We start from the raw sequence: 20,965 nt of genomic DNA, 5'->3' as shown, positions 1-20,965 counted from the left end.
GGCGCCACGAGAGGGCGCTACAGGAGAGGGGTCAGAAAGCGCCGTAGTGCCTCTTCGTACCCCTGTGGGTCGGCGTTCCACATGGCGCCGTGCGGAGCACCCGGTACGGGGTGAAGGGTGACCAGTTCGGATCGGCGTCCGGCCAGTTCACGGGAGACGGACCAGGGGGCCAGGGCATCGTCGGGGCCGTGGAGGATGAGCGCCGGGACGCGCAGCCGCTCGGGGTCGGCGGCCTCCTCGAGGAGGCTGCCGTGCAGTCCGGTGCGGCCCTCGGCCGCACGTATGACGAGCGGCATCAGCGCGGCGGGGGTACCGCGGGCCGCGGCGAGCGCGCGCAGGGTGACCCGCCAGTCCAGCACCGGGGAGTCGAGGACGACCCCGCTGACCCGGTGCCGCAGGGCCGAGTTGGCGGCGGCGTGCAGGGCCATCGCGCCGCCGGTGGACCAGCCGTGCAGGACGACGCGCTGTGCGCCGTACCGCACCGCGTAGCGAATGGCCGCGTCCAGGTCGCGCCATTCGCTGTCGCCGAGGTGGCCGACGCCGTCCTCCGGGGGCGGGGCCCCGGGGTCACCGCGGTAGGCGAGGTCGAGTACCGGGACCCGCAGCTTCCGCAGGAACGGCATGACGACCATGGGGTGTTCACGGGTGGTGCCCAGACCGTGGACGGTGATGACCCAGGTGGGGCGCTCACCGGGGACGAACCAGGCGGGCAGCGGGCCGAGTTCACCGGGGATGTCCACATCGGCGTGCTCGAGGCCGAGCGCATCGCGCGGATTGCCGATGTGCACCTGGGGGGTGAGCCGCACCCGGTCGCCGGGGTCGAGGCTGCCGTGGGTCACCCGCTCCAGGCGGCGCACCACGCAGTCGGCCGGGCTCGGCGCGTCCTGAAGGACCGGGCCGATGACGGCGTGGCAGGCCGGGCCGGCCAGTCCGTAGGTGCCGGGGCGCAGCGAGGCGAGGGAGCGGGTCAGGGTGATCCGGCCGGGCTCGGCCGCGTGCACCGTGAGCGGGGGCTCGTTCGGCAGCGGGCGGTCGAGGGCGGGCCGGAGCGCAGCGTCGGTGCCGTACCGTCCGGCCGCCACCGCAGCCACACCGGCGCTGAGCAGGGTGCCGGCGGCCGCGGCCGCCGCTGTCCGCAGACGCATCCCTCCCAGTGTGGTGGGCCGGGCGCCCGCTGGCCAGCGGGCGTACCCGGCGGAGTGAGACCCGGCAGGCAAAGACACCGCGAGCAGCGGCACGGCGGTGGACGGACCGGCAGGTGGACGGACCGGCCGGTGGACGGCTCAGCCGGGCTGGCCGTAGCCGCGCAGCTTGTCGGCGGCGCGCGCCAGCTCGTCCGGCGGGATCAGCGCGGGGGTGCGGCCGGGGACGGCGGAGGCGGCCAGCCAGACCTGGCACATCCACTCCAGCTGCGCGGTGCGGTCGTACGCCTGGTCCAGGGTGGCGCCGTGGACGACGGTGCCGTGGTTGCGCAGCAGACAGCCGGAGCGGTCGCGCAGCGCCTCGAGCATCCGCTCGGCCAACTCGTCGGTCCCGTACAGGGCGTATTCGGCGACCCGCACCGGTCCGCCGAGCACCCCGGTCATGTAGTGGATGGCCGGGAGTTCGTCGACGAGGGTGGAGACGGCCGTGGCGTGGACGGCGTGGGTGTGGACGATGGCCCGGGCGTCCGTGGCGCGGTAGACGGCCAGGTGCATGGGCAGCTCGCTGGTGGGTGCGAGCGTGCCGAGCACCTGCTCGCCGTCGAGGTCGACGGCGACGGCGTCGCGCGGGCCGAGCCGGTCGTAGGGCACCCCGCTGGGGGTCACCAGGACGGTGTCGCCGACCCGGGCCGAGACATTGCCCGAGGTCCCGACGACCAGCCCCTCGGCGTTGGTCCTGCGGGCGGTCCGCACCACCTGTCCCCATGCCTGCCGCAGGGGCTGGGTCAGCCGCGGCCGCGGCTGCCGGGCGGATCGTTCCTGTGCCATACGCCTCACCTCCGTCCCGATCTTCGCAGCCGCCCGTCCGCCGGGGCGGGGACGGGGGCGGAATCAGGCCGGGGCGCGGTGTCGCGCGGGCCGTGTTCGAACCGGGCACGATCGGGGGTCGTAGCGCGGCGTTCACCCGGGTGGGGGCGGTGGGGCGGGTGGGGTGGGTCGTACGGGGCGGGAGGGACGTGGGTGTACGGTTCCCAAACTCCTTGTGGCGGCAGGAAATACGCCCGGTGGCCGACCGATGCCGCACCCTTTCCACCGCGTCACCCCGGCGCCCGCCCTCGTTAACCTTTCGTTCACCCAGTTTCCTTACGTTCACCGTGCCACTACAGACCTTCGAACTGATTGACCGGGTGTATGGAACACATCACGCTTCTCATCGGGATCGTGATCATCACGGCCTTGGTGTTCGACTTCACGAACGGCTTCCACGACACAGCCAATGCCATGGCCACCACCATCTCCACAGGCGCGCTCGGTCCCCGGGTGGCAGTGGCGATGTCGGCCGTCCTCAATCTGATCGGCGCCTTCCTGTCCGTGGAGGTCGCCAAGACCATCTCCGGGGGCATCCTCGACGAGGACTCCGGCATCCGGCCCGAAGTGATCTTCGCGGGTCTGGTCGGAGCCATCCTCTGGAACCTGGTGACCTGGCTCGCCGGGCTGCCGTCCAGCTCCTCGCACGCCCTCTTCGGCGGCCTGATCGGCGCCACCGTGGCCTCGGTCGGCATCGACGGGGTCAACGGGGACGCGATCGTCATGAAGGTCCTCATCCCGGCCGTCGCCGCTCCGCTGGTGGCGGGTATCGCCACGATCGTCGCGACCCGGCTCACCTACCGGCTCGGACGTGGCCGCGCCGCCGAGGACACCGCCAAGGGCTACCGCGCCGGGCAGATCGCCTCGGCCGCCCTGGTCTCCCTCGCCCACGGCACCAACGACGCGCAGAAGACGATGGGTGTGATCACCCTGGCGCTGGTGACCGGCGGTGTGATCGCGCCGGACTCCGACCCGCCGATGTGGGTCATCGTCTCGGCCGGTCTGGCCATCGCCCTGGGCACCTACCTGGGCGGCTGGCGGATCATCCGCACCATGGGCAAGGGCATCACCGACATCCAGCCGCCGCAGGGCTTCGCCGCCCAGACCGGCGCGGCGACCGTCATCCTCGCCTCCTCGCACATCGGCTTCGCGCTCTCCACCACCCAGGTCTGCTCCGGTGCCGTCATGGGCGCGGGCGTCGGCCGCAAGGGCGGTGTGGTGCGCTGGTCGACCGCGGGCCGGATGGTCGCGGCCTGGGTGCTGACGCTGCCCGCCGCGGGTCTGATCGCAGCCGGGTCGGCGCTCCTGGCCGACCAGGGCGACTGGGGCATCACGGCGGTGGCCGTGCTCGCCATCACGGGCTGCCTGGTCATCTGGGCGCTCTCCCGGCGCAAGCCGGTGGACGCCTCCAACGTCAACGAGGTCGAGCAGGGCGCCACCGCCGAGCCGGTGGGTGTCATCACCGCCGCCCTCCAGTCGGTGGCCCCGCCGCCGGTGGGCTCCGCCGCCACCGCCGACAGCACCGCCTCCTCGGACACCGTCTCCGACACCACCACCGACCAGCCGAAGGCCGTCGCGGCGGCCGGCTCGGCCGCCCCCGCGGCGTCGAGCAGCACCAGCAGCTAAAGGGAGCCATGGAATGAGCATCGACTGGGCGGCACTCGGCCAGGTCTTCGGCGTCAGCCTCGCGGTGACGGTCGGAGTGGTGGGCGTCTTCACCCTCGGCATCATCGGCACCTCCCGCAAGGCGCTCAGCCCCGAGGGAGCGGCCGTGGCCACCGCCACCGCCGGCGGCGTCCCGGCGCAGGGGGGCGGCGCGTCCTCTCTCGCCCGCTCCGGCGCGTACGCCTGCTTCGCGCTGTGCGCCGCGGTGGTGGTGTACGGCATCTATCTGATCGTCGCCTGAGGACGCTCCGGCGCCTCCCGCGACATCTGAAGAGCACCACGGCCGCCGGGCCGGAGACGCTGACCAGCCTCTCCCGCCCGGCGGCCGTCGCTCGTGCTCCGCGCGGGGCCCATGTGGGCCTCGGCACACTCGTGCGTCGCAGGTCATGGGCGAGTTGACGGCCCTTCGCGGCCCATGGTGGACTTCCGGAGCCAAACGGCGGCAGCAGAGGAAGCCGGTGCGAATCCGGCGCGGTCCCGCCACTGTCACCGGGGAGCGCTCTCCCATCGCCTGCACGGGGTCACGGCTCGTCCGTACGGCTGGTCCGTACACGGAGCTGGAAGACCGGGAGAGCCGCGGATCCGGGAGCCAGGAGACTCTCCCCGCCGGTCACGTCGAACCAGGGCGCGGACCCTGAGTGAGGACATACCGCCATGCCCGGCACCGCCACGCCGCCGTCCCCGCCGCTCCGCGGCCCCCTGGACGCGGACACCCCGCGCACCCCCTTCTTCCGAGGCACGACGGCGGGCTGAGGGATGCGTGCCGATCACGCCTCGTTCGCGTGCGGTGCCGCTCTCGGCTTCCTCGGTGACCTCGCCACGGGCGACCCCCGCCGCGGCCACCCGGTGGCCGCGTTCGGGCGGGCCGCCCTGGCCGCCGAGCGCCGGCTGTGGCGCGACCACCGCGGTTACGGGGCCCTGCACACCGTGCTGTGCGCGGGCGGCGCGGCCGCCGGTGCCGCGCTGCTGACGCGTGCCGGACGGGCGGTGGCCGGGCGCCACCGCGCCGACATCGCCCTGACCGCCGCCGCCACCTGGGCCGTGCTGGGCGGTACGACGCTGGGGCGCGAGGCCCGCGCCGTCGGCGGCGCGCTGGCCGCCGGGGACGTCGAGGCCGCCCGGGAGCGGCTGCCGCACCTGTGCGGACGCGATCCGCAGGCACTGGACGCGCAGGCGATCGCCCGCGCGGTGGTGGAGTCGGTCGCGGAGAACACCTCCGACGCCGTGGTGGGCGCCCTGGTGTGGGGGGCGGTGGCCGGAGTGCCCGGGCTCGTCGCCTTCCGGGCCGTGAACACCCTGGACGCCATGGTGGGCCACAAGTCCCCGCGCTACCGCCGGTTCGGCTGGGCCGCGGCCCGGCTGGACGATGTCGCGGGCTGGCCGGGCGCACGGCTGACAGCGGTTCTGGCGACGGTCGCGGGCCCCGATCCGCGCGGTGCCCGGCGGGCCTGGCGGCGGGACGGTGGGCGCCACCCCAGCCCCAACGCGGGCCCGGTGGAGGCGTCGTTCGCGGGCGCCCTCGGGGTGCGCCTCGGCGGCACCCTCGCGTACGCCGGCCGGATCGAGCACCGGCCGGTGCTGGGTGACGGACGGGCGGTGCGCACCGCCGACATCGACCGCGCGGTGCGGCTGTCGCGGCGGGTGGGGGCGCTGGCCCTGCTGACGTCGGTGACGGCACGGCTGGTGGTGGGCAGGGTTCTGTCCGACAGGGGCGGGGTCCCGGGCGGACCGGGCGAGCGGAGAGGGAAACGATGAGCGGAACAGGGGGCGGGCTGCTCGTCGCCGGGACGACCTCGGACGCGGGCAAGAGCGTGGTCACGGCGGGCATCTGCCGCTGGCTGACGCGCAAGGGCGTCCGGGTGGCACCGTTCAAGGCGCAGAACATGTCGCTCAACTCCTTCGTCACCCGGGACGGTGCGGAGATCGGACGGGCGCAGGCCATGCAGGCGGCCGCCGCGCGCGTGGAGCCCAGCGCGCTGATGAACCCGGTGCTGCTGAAGCCGGGCAGCGACCGCAGCAGCCAGGTGGTGCTGCTGGGCAGGCCGGTGGGCGAGATGAGCGCCCGCGGCTACCACGCGGAGCGGCGCGAAGGGCTGCTGGAGACGGTCACCGCGTGTCTGGAGGAGCTGCGGAGCACCCATGACGCGGTGATCTGCGAGGGCGCGGGCAGCCCCGCCGAGATCAATCTGCGCCGTACCGACATCGTGAACCTGGGGCTGGCGCGGGCCGCCGGGATCCCGGCGGTGGTGGTCGGGGACATCGACCGCGGCGGGGTGTTCGCGTCCTTCTTCGGGACCACCGCGCTGCTGTCCCCGGAGGACCAGCGCCATATCGCCGGTTATGTGGTCAACAAGTTCCGCGGCGATGTGACCCTGCTGGAGCCCGGTCTGGAGATGCTGCGCGGGCTCACCGGGCGGCCGACGCTCGGCGTGCTGCCGTTCGCCCACGGTCTGGGCATCGACGAGGAGGACGGGCTGCGGGTGTCGCTGCGCGGCGCGGTGCGCGAGAGCGTGGTCGCGCCGCCGCACGGCGCGGACGTGCTCCGGGTCGCGGTGGCCGCCGTACCCCTGATGTCCAACTTCACCGATGTGGACGCGCTGGCCGCCGAACCGGGTGTGGTGGTGCGTTTCGTGGACCGCCCCGAGGAACTGGCCGACGCCGACCTGGTGGTGGTGCCGGGCACCCGCGGCACGGTCCGGGCGCTGGCGTGGCTGCGTGAGCGCGGGCTCGCGGACGCCCTCGTGCGGCGGGCCGCCGAGGGGCGGCCGGTGCTGGGCATCTGCGGTGGCTTCCAGGTGCTGGGGCGGCGTATCGAGGACGAGGTCGAGTCACGGGCCGGGACGGTGGAGGGCCTCGGACTGCTGCCGGTGCGGGTGCGGTTCGCGGTGGAGAAGACCCTCGCCCGGCCGGTGGGCGAGGCCCTGGGCGAGCGGGTGGAGGGCTACGAGATCCACCACGGGGTCGCCGAGCTCCTCGACGGCGGCGACGAACCCTTCCTCGACGGCTGCCGCGCGGGCTCGGTGTGGGGCACCCACTGGCACGGCTCGCTGGAGAGCGACGGCTTCCGGCGGGCCTTTTTGCGGCGGGTGGCCGCCGCGGCGGGCCGGGCGTTCGTCCCCGCGCCCGACACCCGGTTCGGGGAGCTGCGCGAGGAGCAGCTCGACCGCCTGGGCGACCTGATCGAGGAGCACGCCGACACGGACGCGCTGCTGCGGCTGATCGAGGACGGCCTGCCGGACGGGCTGCCCTTCGTACCGCCCGGGGCGCCAGGAGGAGCGAAGTGAGCATCCCGGACCGCGACCGCGTCACCACCGCTGGAGGTACCGCCGAATGACCACCGCCACCTATCCGTTCACCGCGGTCGTCGGGATGGCCGACATGCGGCTCGCCCTGTTGCTCAACGCGGTCTCCCCGGCTGTCGGCGGCGTCCTGGTGCGCGGGGAGAAGGGCACCGCGAAGTCCACGGCCGTCCGTGCCCTGGCCGCGCTGCTGCCGCCGGTCGGGGTGGTCCCCGGCTGCCGGTTCTCCTGCGATCCGGCGGCGCCCGACCCTCAGTGCCCGGACGGGCCGCATGAGCCCGGCACCGGCACCGCGCGGCCCGCGCGGATGGTCGAACTGCCCGTCGGCGCCTCCGAGGACCGGCTGGTCGGCGCGCTGGACATCGAGCGGGCGCTGGCGGACGGGGTCAAGGCGTTCGAGCCGGGGCTGCTGGCCGACGCGCACCGCGGGGTGCTCTACGTCGACGAGGTCAACCTGCTGCACGACCACTTGATCGACCTGCTGCTGGACGCGGCGGCCATGGGCGCCTCCTACGTGGAGCGCGAGGGCGTCTCGGTCCGGCACGCGGCGCGCTTCCTCCTGGTGGGCACCATGAACCCCGAGGAGGGCGAACTGCGGCCGCAGTTGCTGGACCGCTTCGGGCTGACGGTCGAGGTCACCGCGTCACGCGACACCGAGGAGCGGGTCGAGGTGGTGCGGCGTCGGCTGGCGTACGACGAGGACCCGGCCGGGTTCGCGGGGCGCTGGGCGGAGGACGAGGGCAGTCTGCGCGAGCGCATCGCCGCGGCGCGCGCCCTGCTGCCGAAGGTGGTCCTGGGCGACCGGGCGCTGCGCCAGATCGCGGCGGTCTGCGCCGCGTTCGAGGTGGACGGGATGCGCGCGGACATCGTGACCGCGCGGACGGCCACGGCGCTGGCCGCCTGGGCGGGCCGGACGGATGTGCGCACCGAGGACGTGCGCCAGGCGGCGCTGCTGTCGCTCCCCCACCGGCGGCGCCGGGCGCCGTTCGACGCGCCGGGACTGGACGAGGACAAACTCGACGAGGTGCTGCGGCGGTTCGAGGACGAGGAGCCGGAGCCGCCGGAGCCGGACGGGGGTCCCGGCTCCGAGGAGGGCGGCACCGACGGCGACGGTGACGGCCCGGACGGGGGTCCTGAGGGCCCGGACGACGGGCCCGGCGGACCGGAGGGCGGCCCCGGCGGCGGGCTTCCGCACGACCGCGCACAGGAGCCGCCGTCGCAGCCCGAGCCGTCCGTCCCCGGTCCGCGTGAGGGCGAGGCGGAAGCGGAGGCGGCGGACGACACCGGGACGCCCCAGGAGGCCGGGGGCGGCACGGGCGCGGGCGGCGGTGAGAAGGCGGCCGTGGGCGCCGCCGAACCGTTCCGCACCCGTCGGCTGGACGTACCGGGCCTGGGCGAGGGGGCGGCCGGACGGCGGTCGCGCGCCCGCACCGCGCACGGTCGCACCACCGGCGCCCGGCGCCCCCGCGGCACGCTCTCCTCGCTCCATCTGACGGCGACCGTACGGGCCGCGGCCCCGCATCAGCACGCGCGCGGGCGCAGCGGTCCGGGGCTGCTGGTGCGCCGGGACGATCTGCGCGAGGCGGTGCGCGAGGGCCGGGAGGGCAATCTCGTGCTGTTCGTGGTGGACGCGTCCGGGTCGATGGCCGCCCGCAAGCGCATGGGGGCCATCAAGGGCGCGGTGCTCTCCCTGCTGCTGGACGCCTATCAGCGGCGCGACAAGGTCGGGCTGATCACCTTCCGGGGCACGGAAGCGGAGCTGGCGCTGCCGCCCACCTCGTCGGTGGACGCCGCCGCCACGCGGCTGGAGCGGCTGCCCACCGGCGGCCGGACCCCGCTGGCCGCCGGACTGGTCAAGGCCCGCGAGGTGCTGCGGGTCGAGCGGCTGCGGGACCCCTCACGGCGGCCGCTGCTGGTCGTGGTCACCGACGGACGGGCCACCGAGGCCCGGCGGGAGGGCACGGCGCGGCGGGACGCCACGAACGCGCCGGTGGCGCGGGCCGGGCAGGCGGCGCGGCTGCTCGCGGGCGACGGGATCGCCTCGGTGGTCGTGGACTGCGAGTCCGGGCCGGTGCGGCTCGGCCTCGCGGGGGCGCTCGCCCGGGAGCTGCGGGGCACCCCGGTGACGCTGGACGAACTGCGCGCGGACCGGGTGACCGCGCTGGTCCGCGATGTACGGAACGTTTCGACCACACGGAGGGCCGCCTGATGCCGCAAGGACAACCGACCGTCGTCCCCGACGACGGACTGACCACCCGCCAGCGCCGCAACCGTCCGCTGGTGCTCGTGCACACCGGCGTCGGCAAGGGGAAGTCCACGGCGGCGTTCGGGCTGGCGCTGCGGGCGTGGAACCAGAACTGGCCGGTCGGTGTATTCCAGTTTGTGAAGTCCGCGAAATGGCGGGTCGGTGAGGAGCGCGCGCTGCGCGTCCTGGGCGATTCGGGCGAAGGGGGGACCGTCGCATGGCACAAGATGGGCGAGGGCTGGTCATGGGTCCAGCGCGACATGGCGTCCAGCGAGGAGGCCGCGCGCGAGGGCTGGGAGCAGGTCAAGCGGGATCTCGCGGCGGAGACCTACCGGCTGTACGTGCTGGACGAGTTCGCGTATCCGATGCACTGGGGCTGGGTGGACCCTGACGAGGTGGTGTCGGTGCTGCGGGACCGGCCGGGGACCCAGCACGTGGTCATCACCGGGCGCAACGCCCCGGCGCAGCTGCTGGACTTCGCCGATCTGGTCACCGATATGTCCAAGGTCAAGCATCCGATGGACACCGGTCAGAAGGGCCAGCGAGGCATCGAGTGGTGAACGTTCCCCGTCTGGTCGTCGCCGCTCCCTCCTCCGGGAGCGGCAAGACGACCGTCACCGCGGGGCTGATGGCCGCGTTCGCGGAGCGCGGGCTGGATGTCTCCCCGCACAAGGTCGGACCGGACTACATCGACCCCGGCTACCACGCACTGGCCGTGTCCCGGTCCGCCGGTTCCGCCGGCGCGGCCTCCGGCGGCGCGGGCTCCGGCGGCGCGGGCTCCGGCGGCGCGGGCTCCCGTCCCGGCCGGAACCTGGACGCCTACCTCTGTGGTCCGGACCGGATCGCCCCGCTGTTCCTGCACGGTGCGGCGGGCTGTGATCTGGCCCTGGTCGAGGGGGTGATGGGCCTGTTCGACGGGGCGGCCGGACAGGGTGAGCTGGCCTCCACGGCCCATGTCGCCAAGCTGCTGCGCGCCCCGGTGGTGCTGGTGGTGGACGCGTCCTCGCAGTCGCGTTCGGTGGCCGCGCTGGTGCACGGCTTCGCCTCCTGGGACCCGGAGGTGCGGGTCGCCGGGGTCATCCTCAACAAGGTCGGGTCGGACCGGCACGAGGTGATGCTGCGCGAGGCGCTGGAGGGGTCGGGCGTCCCGGTGTTCGGCGTGCTGCGCCGTACGGACGCGGTACGGGCGCCCAGCCGCCATCTGGGGCTGGTGCCGGTGGCCGAGCGGCGGGCGGAGGCGGTGGGTTCGGCGGCCGCGCTCGCCGCGCGGGTGCGCGAGGGATGCGATCTGGACGGCCTGCTGGCGCTGGCGCGCAGCGCACCGCCGCTGTCCGGGCCGGTGTGGGATCCGGTGGCGGAGGTGCGGGCCACGGCTGCCGCGCCGGTCGCGGTCACCGCGTCCGCCGCCGACGGTCCGGTGGTCGCGGTCGCGGGCGGACCCGCGTTCACCTTCTCCTACGCGGAGCACGGTGAGTTGCTCACCGCGGCCGGGGCGCGGGTCGTCCCGTTCGACCCACTGCGGGACGAGCGTCTCCCGGAGGGCACCGCGGGAGTGGTGATCGGTGGCGGCTTCCCCGAGGTGTACGCGCCCGAGCTGTCGGCCAACGAGCCGCTGCGGGCGGAGATGGTCCGGCTGGCCGCGTCGGGCGCGCCGATCGCGGCCGAGTGCGCCGGGCTGCTGTATCTGGCGCGTTCGCTCGACGGGCAGCCGATGTGCGGGGTGCTCGAGGGAGAAGCACGGATGTCGGACCGGCTGACCCTTGGCTACCGTGAGGCCGTGGCCGTTTCCGACACCGTTCTCGCCGTCGCCGGGACACGGGTGCGCGGACACGAGTTCCACCGCACGGCCATCACCCCGGGCGCGGGGCCGGACCCCGCCTGGGGCATCGTCCACCCGGAGCGCCGCATCGAGGGGTTCGCCCAGGGCGGGGTGCACGCCTCGTACCTCCATGTCCACTGGGCCGCGGTCCCGTCCGTGGCGGCCCGGTTCGTCGCCGGATGCGTCCCCCGTGCCAGCCGCGATGCCCGCCGCGCGGGGTGAACCGGAGCTGGTCGTGGGGGTCGGCGCCCGCCGGGGGGTGTCCGCCGGGGAGATCACCGAGCTGATCGCGTCGGTCCTCGCCGCCGAGGGTCTCCCCCTCGGCCGGATCGCCGCGCTGGCGACGATCGCGTCCAGGGCCACCGAGCCGGGGCTGCTGCGCGCGGCCGAGCGCCTGGGCGTCCCGCTGCGCGGCTACCCGGCGTCGGCCCTCGCCGCGGTGGACGTCCCCACCCCGTCCGCGACCACCCTCGCCGCGGTGGGCACACCGGGGGTCGCGGAGGCCGCGGCACTGCTGGCGGCGGGCCCGGCCGCCGAACTCCTCGTCCCCAAGCGCGTCTCCACCCCCCGGAGCGGCCCGTCCCACGCCACCTGCGCGGTCGCCACCGGGCCCGGCGGCCCCGGAACCGAGCGGGCCGAGGCCCCCGCAGGGACCACCGCCCCCCGGCCGGCGGGAAACCCCACCCAGGGCCGTGGCCCCGGAGCCACCGCCGCGCGGGAGCACGCCGGGCCGGACGCCTCGCCCCGGCCGACCGGGGCCTCCAGCCCGACAGGCCACCACTCCCTGCGCGCCGAACGCCCTGACTCGGCCGGACGCCGGCCCCGCCGGGCATATGCGGGGCAGCAGCCCCACCCGGCAGCACGTCACCGCCCCTGCCCCGCCAGGGCCGTGGCCCCGGAGCCACCGCCGCGCGGGAGCACGCCGGGCCGGACGCCTCGCCCCGGCCGACCGGGGCCTCCAGCCGACGGGACACCGCCACCACGGACACCGGCCCGGATGAACCGGACGTCACGGATCCCCTCCCGCACCGCGGACCCCACCCCGCAACACCCCGGCCCCAGCCGGACGCGGCGTCCTCACCGCGCGGTGACCGGGCGCACGTCACAGTCGGGCGGTGCTTCGAGTCCGTGTGGCGGGGGAATGCCACACCCCGGCCGCGTGGTGATCCCGCGCGGGACGTCGTGCCCGCGCGGCCCGGTGAACCCGGGGTGGACGACCGGGCCGCGGCGGCAAATCCGCCCAGGACGGGCAGTGGTGCCCTGCTGTCGCGCGGGGCGGGATCCCTCAGTAACGTCTCCGGGGCGAACCGGCCCCCGTCGCATCCCCGTTCGCCGTGAGACCCCGCACTACCTGCACCACCAAGGAGAGCTCGTGACGACTCCGCCAGCGCTGCTCATCGCCGGCATCGGCACCCGGGACGACGGGCGCGCCGCCGTCTTCCGACGTTTCGTCGAGGAGATGACCGCCCGCCACCCGGACCTGCCCGTGGGGGGCGGCCTCACCGGACCGGGCGGCGGCGCGTATCCCCTGTCCGACGCGGTCAGCGGCCTCGTCGAGGACGGGGTGACCCGTTTCGCCGTCGTACCGCTGACCCTGATACCCGTGGAGCACCCCCGGGACGGCATAGCCGCCGCGCTCGCCCAGGAGGCGGAGCGGCACGCCGAGGTGTCGTTCTCCTGCGCCCCCGCGCTGGGCCCCCACCCCACACTGCTCGACGTACTGGAACGGCGGCTGGACGAGGCGCTGGGCGGCGGCCCGCGGCCGGTGTCGGACCGGGCCGGGACCACCGTGCTGCTGGTGGGCGGCGGTTCACCGCTGACCGAGGCCAACGCCGAGGTGCACCGGGCGGCCCGGATGCTGTGGGAGGGCCGCGGTTTCGCGGGCGTCGAGGTCGCCTTCGCCTCCCTCGCCGCGCCGGACGTGCCGGCCGGTCTGGACCGCTGCGCATGGCTCGGGGCGCGCCGCGTCATCGTGCTGCCGTACGCCGTCTTCCCGGGCGACGCGCTGGAGCGGGTGCGGCAGCAGGCGGAGGGCTGGCAGTTGGCCCACCCCGAGGTCGAGGTGCTGGCCGCCGACGCCATCGGCCCGGCCGACGCGTTGCTGGAGGTCGTCATGGCGCGCTACGAGGAGGCGGCGGACGCCTCCGACCGGGCGGGCTTCAGCTCCGAGGACCACGCCTTCGCCCACCCGGACGCACACGCCGATGTCCGCTGAGTTCGATCTCCGGCACCACGGGGACGCCGAAGTCCGCGGTGCCGACGGCGCGTTGACGGACCTTGCGGTCAACGTCCGGTCCGATACGCCCCCGGAGTGGCTCAAGGCCAGGATCGCCGCGTCCCTGGACGGACTCGCCGCGTACCCGGACGGGCGGGCGGCCCGCGCGGCGGTCGCGGCGCGCCACGGGGTGCCGGTCGGGCGGGTGCTGCTGACGGCGGGAGCCGCGGAGGCGTTCGTCCTGCTGGCACGGGCCGTCTCCGCGCGGCGGCCGGTCGTGGTGCATCCGCAGTTCACCGAGCCGGAGGCCGCGCTGCGGGACGCCGGGCACCAGGTGGAGCGGGTGGTCCTGGACGAACGGGACGGCTTCCGGCTGGACCCGGCGGCGGTGCCGCGGGACGCGGATCTGGTGGTGCTCGGCAACCCCACCAACCCCACCTCGGTGCTGCACCCCGCCGGCACGGTGGCCAAACTGGCCCGGCCGGGGCGGACGCTGGTGGTGGACGAGGCGTTCATGGACGCCGTGCCGGGTGAGGCGGAGTCGCTGGCGTCCCGGACCGATGTACCGGGGCTGGTGGTGCTGCGCAGTCTGACCAAGACCTGGGGGCTGGCGGGACTGCGCATCGGCTACGTCCTCGCCGACGAGGGGACGATCGGCGCGCTGGAGCGGGTGCAGCCGCTGTGGCCGGTGTCCACGCCCGCTCTGGTGGCCGCGGAGGCGTGCTGTGCGGCTCCGGCGCTGGCCGAGGCGGAGCGGGCGGCGGAGCGGACGGCGGCCGACCGAGCTCATCTGGCGGCCCGGCTGGCGGAGTTCCCGGGGGTGCGGGTGTGCGGCCCGGCGGCCGGGCCGTTCCTGCTGATCCGGGTCCCGGGCGCGGCCGCGCTGCGCGACGCGCTGCGGGAGCTGGGCTTCGCCGTCCGGCGCGGTGACACGTTTCCGGGCCTGGGCCCGGACTGGCTGCGGCTCGCGGTCCGCGACCGCGCCACGACGGACCGCTTCGTCATCGCCCTGTCCAAGGCACTGGCGGACCGGGCCCGCTGAGACGCGCGAGCCGGGCCCGGCCGGACGGGCGCGGCACCGGAACCGGAGGCCGGCACCCGACCCAGCCCCCGGCCCGGCGCCACCGGCCGTGAGCCCGGGGTGCTGGCCCCGGGCCCACGGAGCGGAACCACCGCACCGCCGCCCTGACCTTCCGCCTCCGGCAAGCCGGTCATCGCCCGAACCGGCCATCCCCGACGGCTGGTTCGGCCCGCTCTGGGACCACCGGCACCGGATCCGGGCCAATGGATACGAAGAGGGGCTGCCCAAGCCCTGGTCGCGGGTGGCGGACGACGACCGCGGGGCCTCCGAGCTCACGACCCGGTCCGGGCCGGCCCGGACCAGGTCCCGCCGACCGCGCTCGATACCGGGCCCCGGCCCAACGGACCGGTCCGTGACCGGCGGGATGACGGGCCGGGGTGCCGGGACGGCGCCCCACGGACCGGCCCGGCCTGTCGCCGCAAGGGTGCGACACCCGAACCGGCCAGGGGACCCGGCCGGTTCGGGCCGATCCGGATCGGTCCGCCTGCCGCCCTGGCCCGAGATGGCCGACGCCGCCCGCGTCGTGTCAGGGTGCGGTCGCTGGGCCCGGTGCCACCGGACCGGCCCGCCCTTCCGGCCCCGGGGCCGGAAGGGCAACGGCTCCGGGGCCGGGACGCCGGTTACGCGTCGGCGTCCGCCCCGGCGCGGCGGCGGCGGGACAGGCCGACGGCGGCCGCGCCCAACGCCAGCAGCAGGGCGCCGCCGCCGATCAGGTACGGCGTGGCCGAGCTGCCACCGGTCTCCGCCAGATTGTCCGGCTTCGGGTCGGGCTTGGCCTGGCTGCCCACCTCCGGGGCCTCCGGCTCATCCGCCGCCGCGGGCGTCTCGCAGGTCGCGCGGACCAGGGTGACCTGGCCGTTGACCTCGGAGACGTTCAGCTTGAGCGGGTTGACCGAGACCTTGAGGTTCAGGGCCGTGGCCGCCGCCGTGCGGGAGGTGACCGAGGTCTTCGACAGGTCGAGCCGGACCGTGCCCACCGACGGCACGTCGACCGTGGTGGTGCCGCCCGCGGTCAGGTTGATCTTCTTCCCGAGCACGGTGGCGCTGCCGAGCAGGTTGGAGTCGGCCGTGGGCCGCTTCCCGGCGGCGCAGACCGCCTTGGAGGTCACCTGCTGCACCTGGATGAGCGGCATCGTGGCGAGACCGGGTACGTGGACCTTGGCGTTGACGAGGTTGGAGTAGCCCTCGGCACGCTGCTTGTCCACGGCCGCCTTCGCGGTGGCCACATCGGCGCGCAGCACATTGAACGGCTTGCCGCCGTCGACCCCGTCCAGGGTCGCGGAGAGCGCCGTCTTACTGGCGGTCTGCGGTGCGTGCACCTCGTTGAGGACGACGGCGAGCGGTGCGGACACCGTCTTGTTGAGCAGCGCGACGTCGAGGTCGGTGCGGAGCACGACCGCGTCGGCCTTGCCGGTGGTCTTGGCGGTGTCGGCATGCGCGGTCCCCGCGGGCAGGGCGCCCAGGACGGAGACGGCCGCGGCGGCGGTGACGGCCGCCAGACGGCGAGCGGGCATGCCGAAGAAGGTACTGCTGGAACTGGACACGTGAGTTGACCCCCACTGGAGACATGGAGCCGCCGGCGCCTGCCGCGGGGGACTCCACGGGCGCCGACGGCCTCGACCACGCCATATTTGCGGCACCGAGGGTAAACAGGCGGCCACATGGGGTCCGTTCATCCCAACGGGTGGGGTTCGGCGCCGAGTTCGATGCGCTGATCGAAAATGCGTCAGGCCACGACCCGCCCGCGCAGCACCACCCGCCGCGGCGATGTCAGCACCCGAACGTCCTCCCGCGGATCCGTCTCGTAGACCACGAAGTCCGCCGCGGCCCCCTCGGTGAGGCCCGGCCGCCCCAGCCAGGCGCGTGCTCCCCAGGTGGCCGAGGAGAGCGCGTCCCGGGCCGGGATGCCCGCCTTCACCAGCTCGGCCACTTCCTGGCCGATCAGGCCATGGGCGAGCGAACCGCCCGCGTCGGTGCCGGTGAAGATCGGGATGCCCGCGTCGTAGGCCGCGCGCACCGTCTCGTAGCGGCGTGCGTGCAGCCGGCGCATATGGTCCGCCCAGCGCGGGAACTTCGCCTCGCCGCCGAGGGCGAGCCGGGGGAAGGTGGCGATGTTGACCAGCGTCGGCACGATGGCGACACCACGCTCCGCGAAGAGCGGGATGGTCTCCTCGGTCAGCCCGGTGGCGTGCTCGATGCAGTCGATCCCGGCCTCGACCAGCGGGGCCAGGGTCTCCTCCGCGAAGCAGTGGGCCGTGACCCGGGCACCGAGCCGGTGGGCCTCGGCGATGGCCGCCTCGACCGCGCCGCGCGGCCAGCAGGCCGCCAGGTCGCCGGTCTCGCGATCGATCCAGTCACCGACCAGCTTGACCCAGCCGTCACCGCGGCGGGCCTCCGCCGCGACATAGGCGACCAGGTCCTCGGGCTCGATCTCATGCGCGTAGTTGCGGATGTAACGCTTGGTACGCGCGATGTGACGGCCCGCGCGGATGATGCGGGGCAGATCCTCGCGGTCGTCGATCCAGCGGGTGTCGGCGGGCGACCCGGCGTCCCGCAGCAGCAGCGCCCCGGCGTCACGGTCGGTGAGCGCCTGCTTCTCGCTGGTGGACTCGTCGACGGCGCCGTGGGCGTCGAGACCGACGTGGCAGTGGGCGTCGACCAGACCGGGCAGCACCCAGCCCTCGACGAGCCGGACGTCCCGGGCCCCGGCCGGACGCTCGAAGGTGATCTTGCCGTCGACCACCCACATCTCGTCCCGGACACCACCCCCGGCAGCGTGCTCGTCCCCCGGCCCCACCAGGACCCTGCCCTTGATGTGCAGCACCGCGCTATCCCTCATGTCACGCACTGTACGAGACACCGATTGCCCGGGCGTTCCGCGCCGATCTTCTCCAGGACGTCGCGGTGACTTCCCGCGGACTTCCCGGCGACTTCACCGCGGTGCTCCTTCGGACATCTCGGGGATGATTGAATTCGGGGTCGCCAAAAGATAAATTCGTGACGCATTCCCAGTACAGCTTCCCATCATCGTCTGCCCCGTCCCCGGAACCTTAAACCCAGATTTTTCCCACGCTCCGGAACCCAGAATTCAGGCCCGCTACGCGCCGGTTACGCAGATGTGACAGACTCCACACGCCCGGGGATTCGCCCCACTAACTCCCGTACAAACCAATGCTTTTCAGCGATCCGCCGCGCGTACGCACGTGCCCGCGTGATAACACAGCCACCCCCCTTCGCGTAACCCCTCCCCACGATGCATTTTCCGATTCAGCTCGGTAAATTTAATTTGCATGACCGCCGCACAAGCAGACCTAGCCCGTAGCGAAGAATTGGATTTGCCGGAGGGGCTCACCCTCGACACACCTCGCGTCGAGGACGGAGCCGCGATCTGGCGAATCGCCCGCGACTCCAAGACCCTGGACCTCAACTCCTCCTACAGCTACCTCCTGTGGTGCCGTGACTTCGCAGCCACCTCCGTGGTGGCCCGCGACGCCACGGGCGGACCGGTCGCCTTCATCACCGGCTACATCCGCCCCGAGCGCCCCGAGACGCTCGTCGTCTGGCAGGTCGCCGTCGACGACGCATTCCGCGGCCGCGGACTGGCCGCCACCCTGCTCGACGGGCTGACCCAGCGCGTCGCGGGGAAGGGGGTCCGTGGCATCGAGACCACGATCACCCCGGACAACACCGCTTCGAACCGGCTGTTCACCTCGTTCGCCGAACGGCACGGTGCGCCGGTGGAGCGTGAGGTGCTCTTCCACGGTGAGCTGTTCCCCGACGGAGGACATGAGCCCGAGGTGCTGTACCGCATCGGCCCCCTCGCCGACCGGCCCTGATCCGGTCCCGGCGGTCCGGATCACCGCTGATCCGGTGCCGCTCCCGCCGCGGCCCCTGACCGCGGCGGCCCCGAACTCTCTCCATCCCACCACCACACCCTCCGCACCCCCTTGCAACACTCATCTCCCAGGAGAATGCTGTGACCATCACCCCGCCCGCCCTGAGCGTCTTCGAGGCCCTGGAGTCCGAGGTGCGCAGCTACTGCCGTGGCTGGCCCGCGGTCTTCGACCGCGCCCAGGGCAGCCACATGTACGACGAGGACGGCCACACCTACCTCGACTTCTTCGCCGGTGCCGGGTCGCTCAACTACGGCCACAACAATCCGGTGCTGAAACGCGCACTGATCGACTACATCGAGCGCGACGGCGTGACGCACGGGCTCGACATGTCCACCACCGCCAAGCGCGCGTTCCTGGAGTCGTTCCAGAACAACATCCTCCGCCCGCGTGACCTGCCCTACAAGGTCATGTTCCCGGGCCCGACGGGCACCAACGCGGTCGAGTCCGCGCTGAAGCTGGCCCGTAAGGTCAAGGGCCGCGAGGCGATCGTCTCCTTCACCAACGCCTTCCACGGCATGTCGCTGGGCTCGCTGGCCGTCACCGGTAACGCGTTCAAGCGCGCCGGCGCCGGTATCCCGCTGGTCCACGGCACCCCGATGCCGTTCGACAACTACTTCGACGGCACCGTGCCGGACTTCCTGTGGTTCGAGCGGCTGCTCGAGGACCAGGGCTCCGGCCTCAACAAGCCCGCCGCCGTGATCGTCGAGACGGTCCAGGGCGAGGGCGGCATCAACGTCGCGCGCCCCGAGTGGCTGCGCGCCCTGGCCGAGCTGTGCGAGCGCCAGGACATGCTGCTGATCGTGGACGACATCCAGATGGGCTGCGGCCGTACCGGTGCCTTCTTCTCCTTCGAGGAGGCCGGCATCACCCCGGACATCGTGACCGTCTCGAAGTCCATCAGCGGCTACGGCCTGCCGATGTCGCTGTGCCTGTTCAAGCCCGAGCTGGACATCTGGGAGCCGGGCGAGCACAACGGCACCTTCCGCGGCAACAACCCGGCCTTCGTCACCGCCGCCGCGACCCTGGACACCTACTGGTCCGACGGCCAGATGGAGAAGCAGACGGTGGCCCGCGGCGAGCAGGTCGAGCAGGCGCTGCGCGCCATCTGCGACGAGGAGCAGTCCGGCGCCCACTTCCGTGGCCGCGGTCTGGTCTGGGGCCTGGAGTTCGAGGACAAGGACCGCGCCACCGCCGTGTGCCGCCGCGCCTTCGAGCTCGGGCTGCTCGTGGAGAGCTCCGGCCCGCAGAGCGAGGTCGTCAAACTGCTGCCCGCGCTGACCATCTCCCCCGAGGAGCTGGACGAGGGCCTGCGGACCCTCGCCCGCGCGGTCCGCGAAACCGCCTGACCTTCCGAAACAGCACCACAGAGAAAGGCAGCAACTCACCGTGATCGTCCGATCCTTCAAGGACATCGAGGGCACCGAACGCCACGTCAAGGCCAAGACCGGCACCTGGGAGAGCAAGCGCATCGTGCTGGCCCGGGAGAAGGTCGGCTTCTCCCTGCACGAGACCGTGCTGTACGCGGGCACGGAGACCTCCATGTGGTACGCCAACCACATCGAGGCAGTGCTGTGTGTCGAGGGCGAGGCGGAGCTCACCAACGACGAGACCGGCGAGAAGCACTGGATCACGCCCGGCACCATGTACCTGCTGGACGGCCATGAGAAGCACACGATGCGGCCCAAGACCGACTTCCGCTGCGTCTGTGTCTTCAACCCCCCGATCACCGGACGGGAGGATCATGATGAGAACGGCGTATACCCGCTGATCACAGAGGACGAGGAGGTCTGATCTGATGACCACGGTCACTGACCTGTATCCGACCCGAGGAACAACCGAGGTGGCCACACCCCGGGTGGACCCGGTGGTGTGGTCGGAGCCCGGCGCCCCGGGCCCGATCATGGAGTCCGATCTCAGCGACTTCGACCGCGACGGTTTTCTCGCGATCGACGAGCTGATCACCCCGGACGAGGTCGCGGTCTACCGGAACGAGCTGAACCGGCTGACCCAGGACCCGGAGGTGCGCGCCGACGGACGCTCGATCATCGAGCCGAAGTCGAAGGCCGTCCGGTCGGTGTTCGAGGTCCACCGGATCAGCGAGGTCTTCGCGAACCTCGTCCGCGACGAGCGTGTGGTGGGCCGGGCCCGCCAGATCCTGGGCTCGGACGTGTACGTCCACCAGAGCCGGATCAATGTCAAGCCGGGTTTCGGGGCCTCTGGCTTCTACTGGCACTCGGACTTCGAGACCTGGCACGCCGAGGACGGTCTGCCGAACATGCGGACGGTGTCCGTCTCGATCGCGCTGACCGAGAACTTCGACACCAACGGCGGGCTGATGATCATGCCCGGTTCGCACCGCACGTTCCTCGGATGTGCGGGCGAGACGCCGAAGGACAACTACAAGAAGTCGCTGCAGATGCAGGATGCGGGCATCCCGTCGGACGAGGCGCTCACCGCCTTCGCCGACAAGCACGGCATCAAGCTGTTCACCGGCAAGGCCGGGTCGGCCACCTGGTTCGACTGCAACGCCATGCACGGTTCGGGTGACAACATCACGCCCTACTCGCGCAGCAATGTCTTCATCGTGTTCAACAGCGTGGAGAACACGGCGGTGGAACCGTTCGCGGCGCCCATCCGCCGGCCGGAGTACATCGGCGCGCGGGACTTCACCCCCGTGCGGTGAGCCGGCACAGCTGACGCAGGTGTGAGCCTGAGGGGAGCCGGGACGTCCCGGCT

17 protein-coding genes, 1 pseudogene and 1 riboswitch are annotated in these 20,965 nt (G+C 73.6%); of the genes and pseudogenes, 14 read left to right on the top strand and 4 right to left on the bottom strand.

Features of this window, described 5'->3' with window-relative positions:
• Nucleotides 1-17: 17 nt before the first annotated feature.
• Nucleotides 18-1,145, bottom strand: coding sequence for an alpha/beta hydrolase (locus AC07FT_RS29485; protein WP_471202210.1), 1,128 nt, complete (start codon nucleotides 1,143-1,145; stop codon nucleotides 18-20).
• A gap of 138 nt (nucleotides 1,146-1,283) precedes the next feature.
• Nucleotides 1,284-1,970, bottom strand: a complete 687-nt coding sequence (locus tag AC07FT_RS29480) for a class II aldolase/adducin family protein (RefSeq protein WP_479178987.1) — start codon at nucleotides 1,968-1,970, stop codon at nucleotides 1,284-1,286.
• Between the two features lie 363 nt (nucleotides 1,971-2,333).
• Between AC07FT_RS29480 and AC07FT_RS29475 the strand changes: the two genes are divergently transcribed.
• The 10 genes and pseudogenes from AC07FT_RS29475 (at nucleotide 2,334) to cobC (ending at nucleotide 14,294) form a co-directional block, all read left to right on the top strand.
• Entirely contained in the window at nucleotides 2,334-3,635 is a 1,302-nt protein-coding gene (locus AC07FT_RS29475; protein WP_479178986.1) for an inorganic phosphate transporter, read from the top strand.
• A 13-nt stretch (nucleotides 3,636-3,648) separates the two neighbouring features.
• Complete coding sequence (locus AC07FT_RS29470) at nucleotides 3,649-3,915, top strand: hypothetical protein (RefSeq protein WP_479178984.1); 267 nt, start codon at nucleotides 3,649-3,651, stop codon at nucleotides 3,913-3,915.
• A gap of 207 nt (nucleotides 3,916-4,122) precedes the next feature.
• A riboswitch (cobalamin riboswitch) is annotated at nucleotides 4,123-4,274 on the top strand.
• 156 nt (nucleotides 4,275-4,430) lie between these two features.
• Complete coding sequence (locus AC07FT_RS29465) at nucleotides 4,431-5,429, top strand: cobalamin biosynthesis protein (protein ID WP_479178983.1); 999 nt, start codon at nucleotides 4,431-4,433, stop codon at nucleotides 5,427-5,429.
• The gene (locus AC07FT_RS29460; RefSeq protein WP_471202220.1) at nucleotides 5,426-6,958 is read left to right on the top strand and encodes a cobyric acid synthase; all 1,533 of its coding nucleotides are present in this window, start codon (nucleotides 5,426-5,428) and stop codon (nucleotides 6,956-6,958) included. Before AC07FT_RS29465 ends, AC07FT_RS29460 begins: the two co-directional genes overlap by 4 nt.
• A 46-nt stretch (nucleotides 6,959-7,004) precedes the next feature.
• On the top strand, nucleotides 7,005-9,182 hold the full coding sequence (locus tag AC07FT_RS29455; protein ID WP_479178981.1) for a putative cobaltochelatase: 2,178 nt from the start codon (nucleotides 7,005-7,007) through the stop codon (nucleotides 9,180-9,182).
• Nucleotides 9,182-9,778, top strand: coding sequence for a cob(I)yrinic acid a,c-diamide adenosyltransferase (gene cobO / locus AC07FT_RS29450; protein WP_471202224.1), 597 nt, complete (start codon nucleotides 9,182-9,184; stop codon nucleotides 9,776-9,778). Before AC07FT_RS29455 ends, cobO begins: the two co-directional genes overlap by 1 nt.
• Entirely contained in the window at nucleotides 9,772-11,259 is a 1,488-nt protein-coding gene (locus AC07FT_RS29445; RefSeq protein WP_479178980.1) for a cobyrinate a,c-diamide synthase, read from the top strand. Before cobO ends, AC07FT_RS29445 begins: the two co-directional genes overlap by 7 nt.
• Nucleotides 11,168-11,581 (top strand): annotated as a pseudogene (locus AC07FT_RS29440) (cobalamin biosynthesis protein); the annotation flags it as partial. The gene AC07FT_RS29445 and the pseudogene AC07FT_RS29440, both read left to right, overlap by 92 nt.
• 828 nt (nucleotides 11,582-12,409) lie before the next feature.
• A complete protein-coding gene (locus tag AC07FT_RS29435; protein WP_471202451.1) occupies nucleotides 12,410-13,252 on the top strand; it encodes a sirohydrochlorin chelatase in 843 nt (280 codons plus the stop codon).
• Nucleotides 13,242-14,294: an Rv2231c family pyridoxal phosphate-dependent protein CobC gene (gene cobC, locus AC07FT_RS29430; protein WP_479178979.1), complete on the top strand. Its 1,053-nt coding sequence runs from the start codon at nucleotides 13,242-13,244 to the stop codon at nucleotides 14,292-14,294. The genes AC07FT_RS29435 and cobC overlap by 11 nt, the downstream gene beginning before the upstream one ends.
• A gap of 659 nt (nucleotides 14,295-14,953) precedes the next feature.
• Here the strand turns inward: cobC and AC07FT_RS29425 are convergent.
• Nucleotides 14,954-15,847 (bottom strand): SCO1860 family LAETG-anchored protein, encoded by an 894-nt coding sequence (locus AC07FT_RS29425; protein WP_479178978.1) that lies wholly within the window; start codon nucleotides 15,845-15,847, stop codon nucleotides 14,954-14,956.
• A 212-nt stretch (nucleotides 15,848-16,059) separates the two neighbouring features.
• Nucleotides 16,060-17,172, bottom strand: coding sequence for an amidohydrolase family protein (locus AC07FT_RS29420; RefSeq protein ID WP_471202232.1), 1,113 nt, complete (start codon nucleotides 17,170-17,172; stop codon nucleotides 16,060-16,062).
• 451 nt (nucleotides 17,173-17,623) lie between these two features.
• Here AC07FT_RS29420 and ectA point away from each other — a divergent pair, with 451 nt between their 5' ends.
• The 4 genes from ectA to thpD all read left to right on the top strand — a co-directional run bounded on the left by ectA (nucleotide 17,624) and on the right by thpD (nucleotide 20,912).
• Nucleotides 17,624-18,169, top strand: coding sequence for a diaminobutyrate acetyltransferase (gene ectA, locus AC07FT_RS29415; RefSeq protein WP_471202234.1), 546 nt, complete (start codon nucleotides 17,624-17,626; stop codon nucleotides 18,167-18,169).
• Nucleotides 18,170-18,309: 140 nt separating this feature from the next.
• Nucleotides 18,310-19,575, top strand: coding sequence for a diaminobutyrate--2-oxoglutarate transaminase (gene ectB / locus AC07FT_RS29410; RefSeq protein ID WP_254742685.1), 1,266 nt, complete (start codon nucleotides 18,310-18,312; stop codon nucleotides 19,573-19,575).
• A 40-nt stretch (nucleotides 19,576-19,615) separates the two neighbouring features.
• A complete protein-coding gene (locus tag AC07FT_RS29405) occupies nucleotides 19,616-20,020 on the top strand; it encodes an ectoine synthase (RefSeq protein WP_254742688.1) in 405 nt (134 codons plus the stop codon).
• Between the two features lie 4 nt (nucleotides 20,021-20,024).
• Nucleotides 20,025-20,912, top strand: a complete 888-nt coding sequence (gene thpD / locus AC07FT_RS29400) for an ectoine hydroxylase (RefSeq protein WP_471202238.1) — start codon at nucleotides 20,025-20,027, stop codon at nucleotides 20,910-20,912.
• Nucleotides 20,913-20,965: the final 53 nt, after the last annotated feature.

This window comes from Streptomyces sp. NPDC045899, assembly GCF_056431485.1.
Note: the sequence above shows the minus strand (reverse complement) of the source record. Positions and strands in the feature narration are given on the sequence as shown.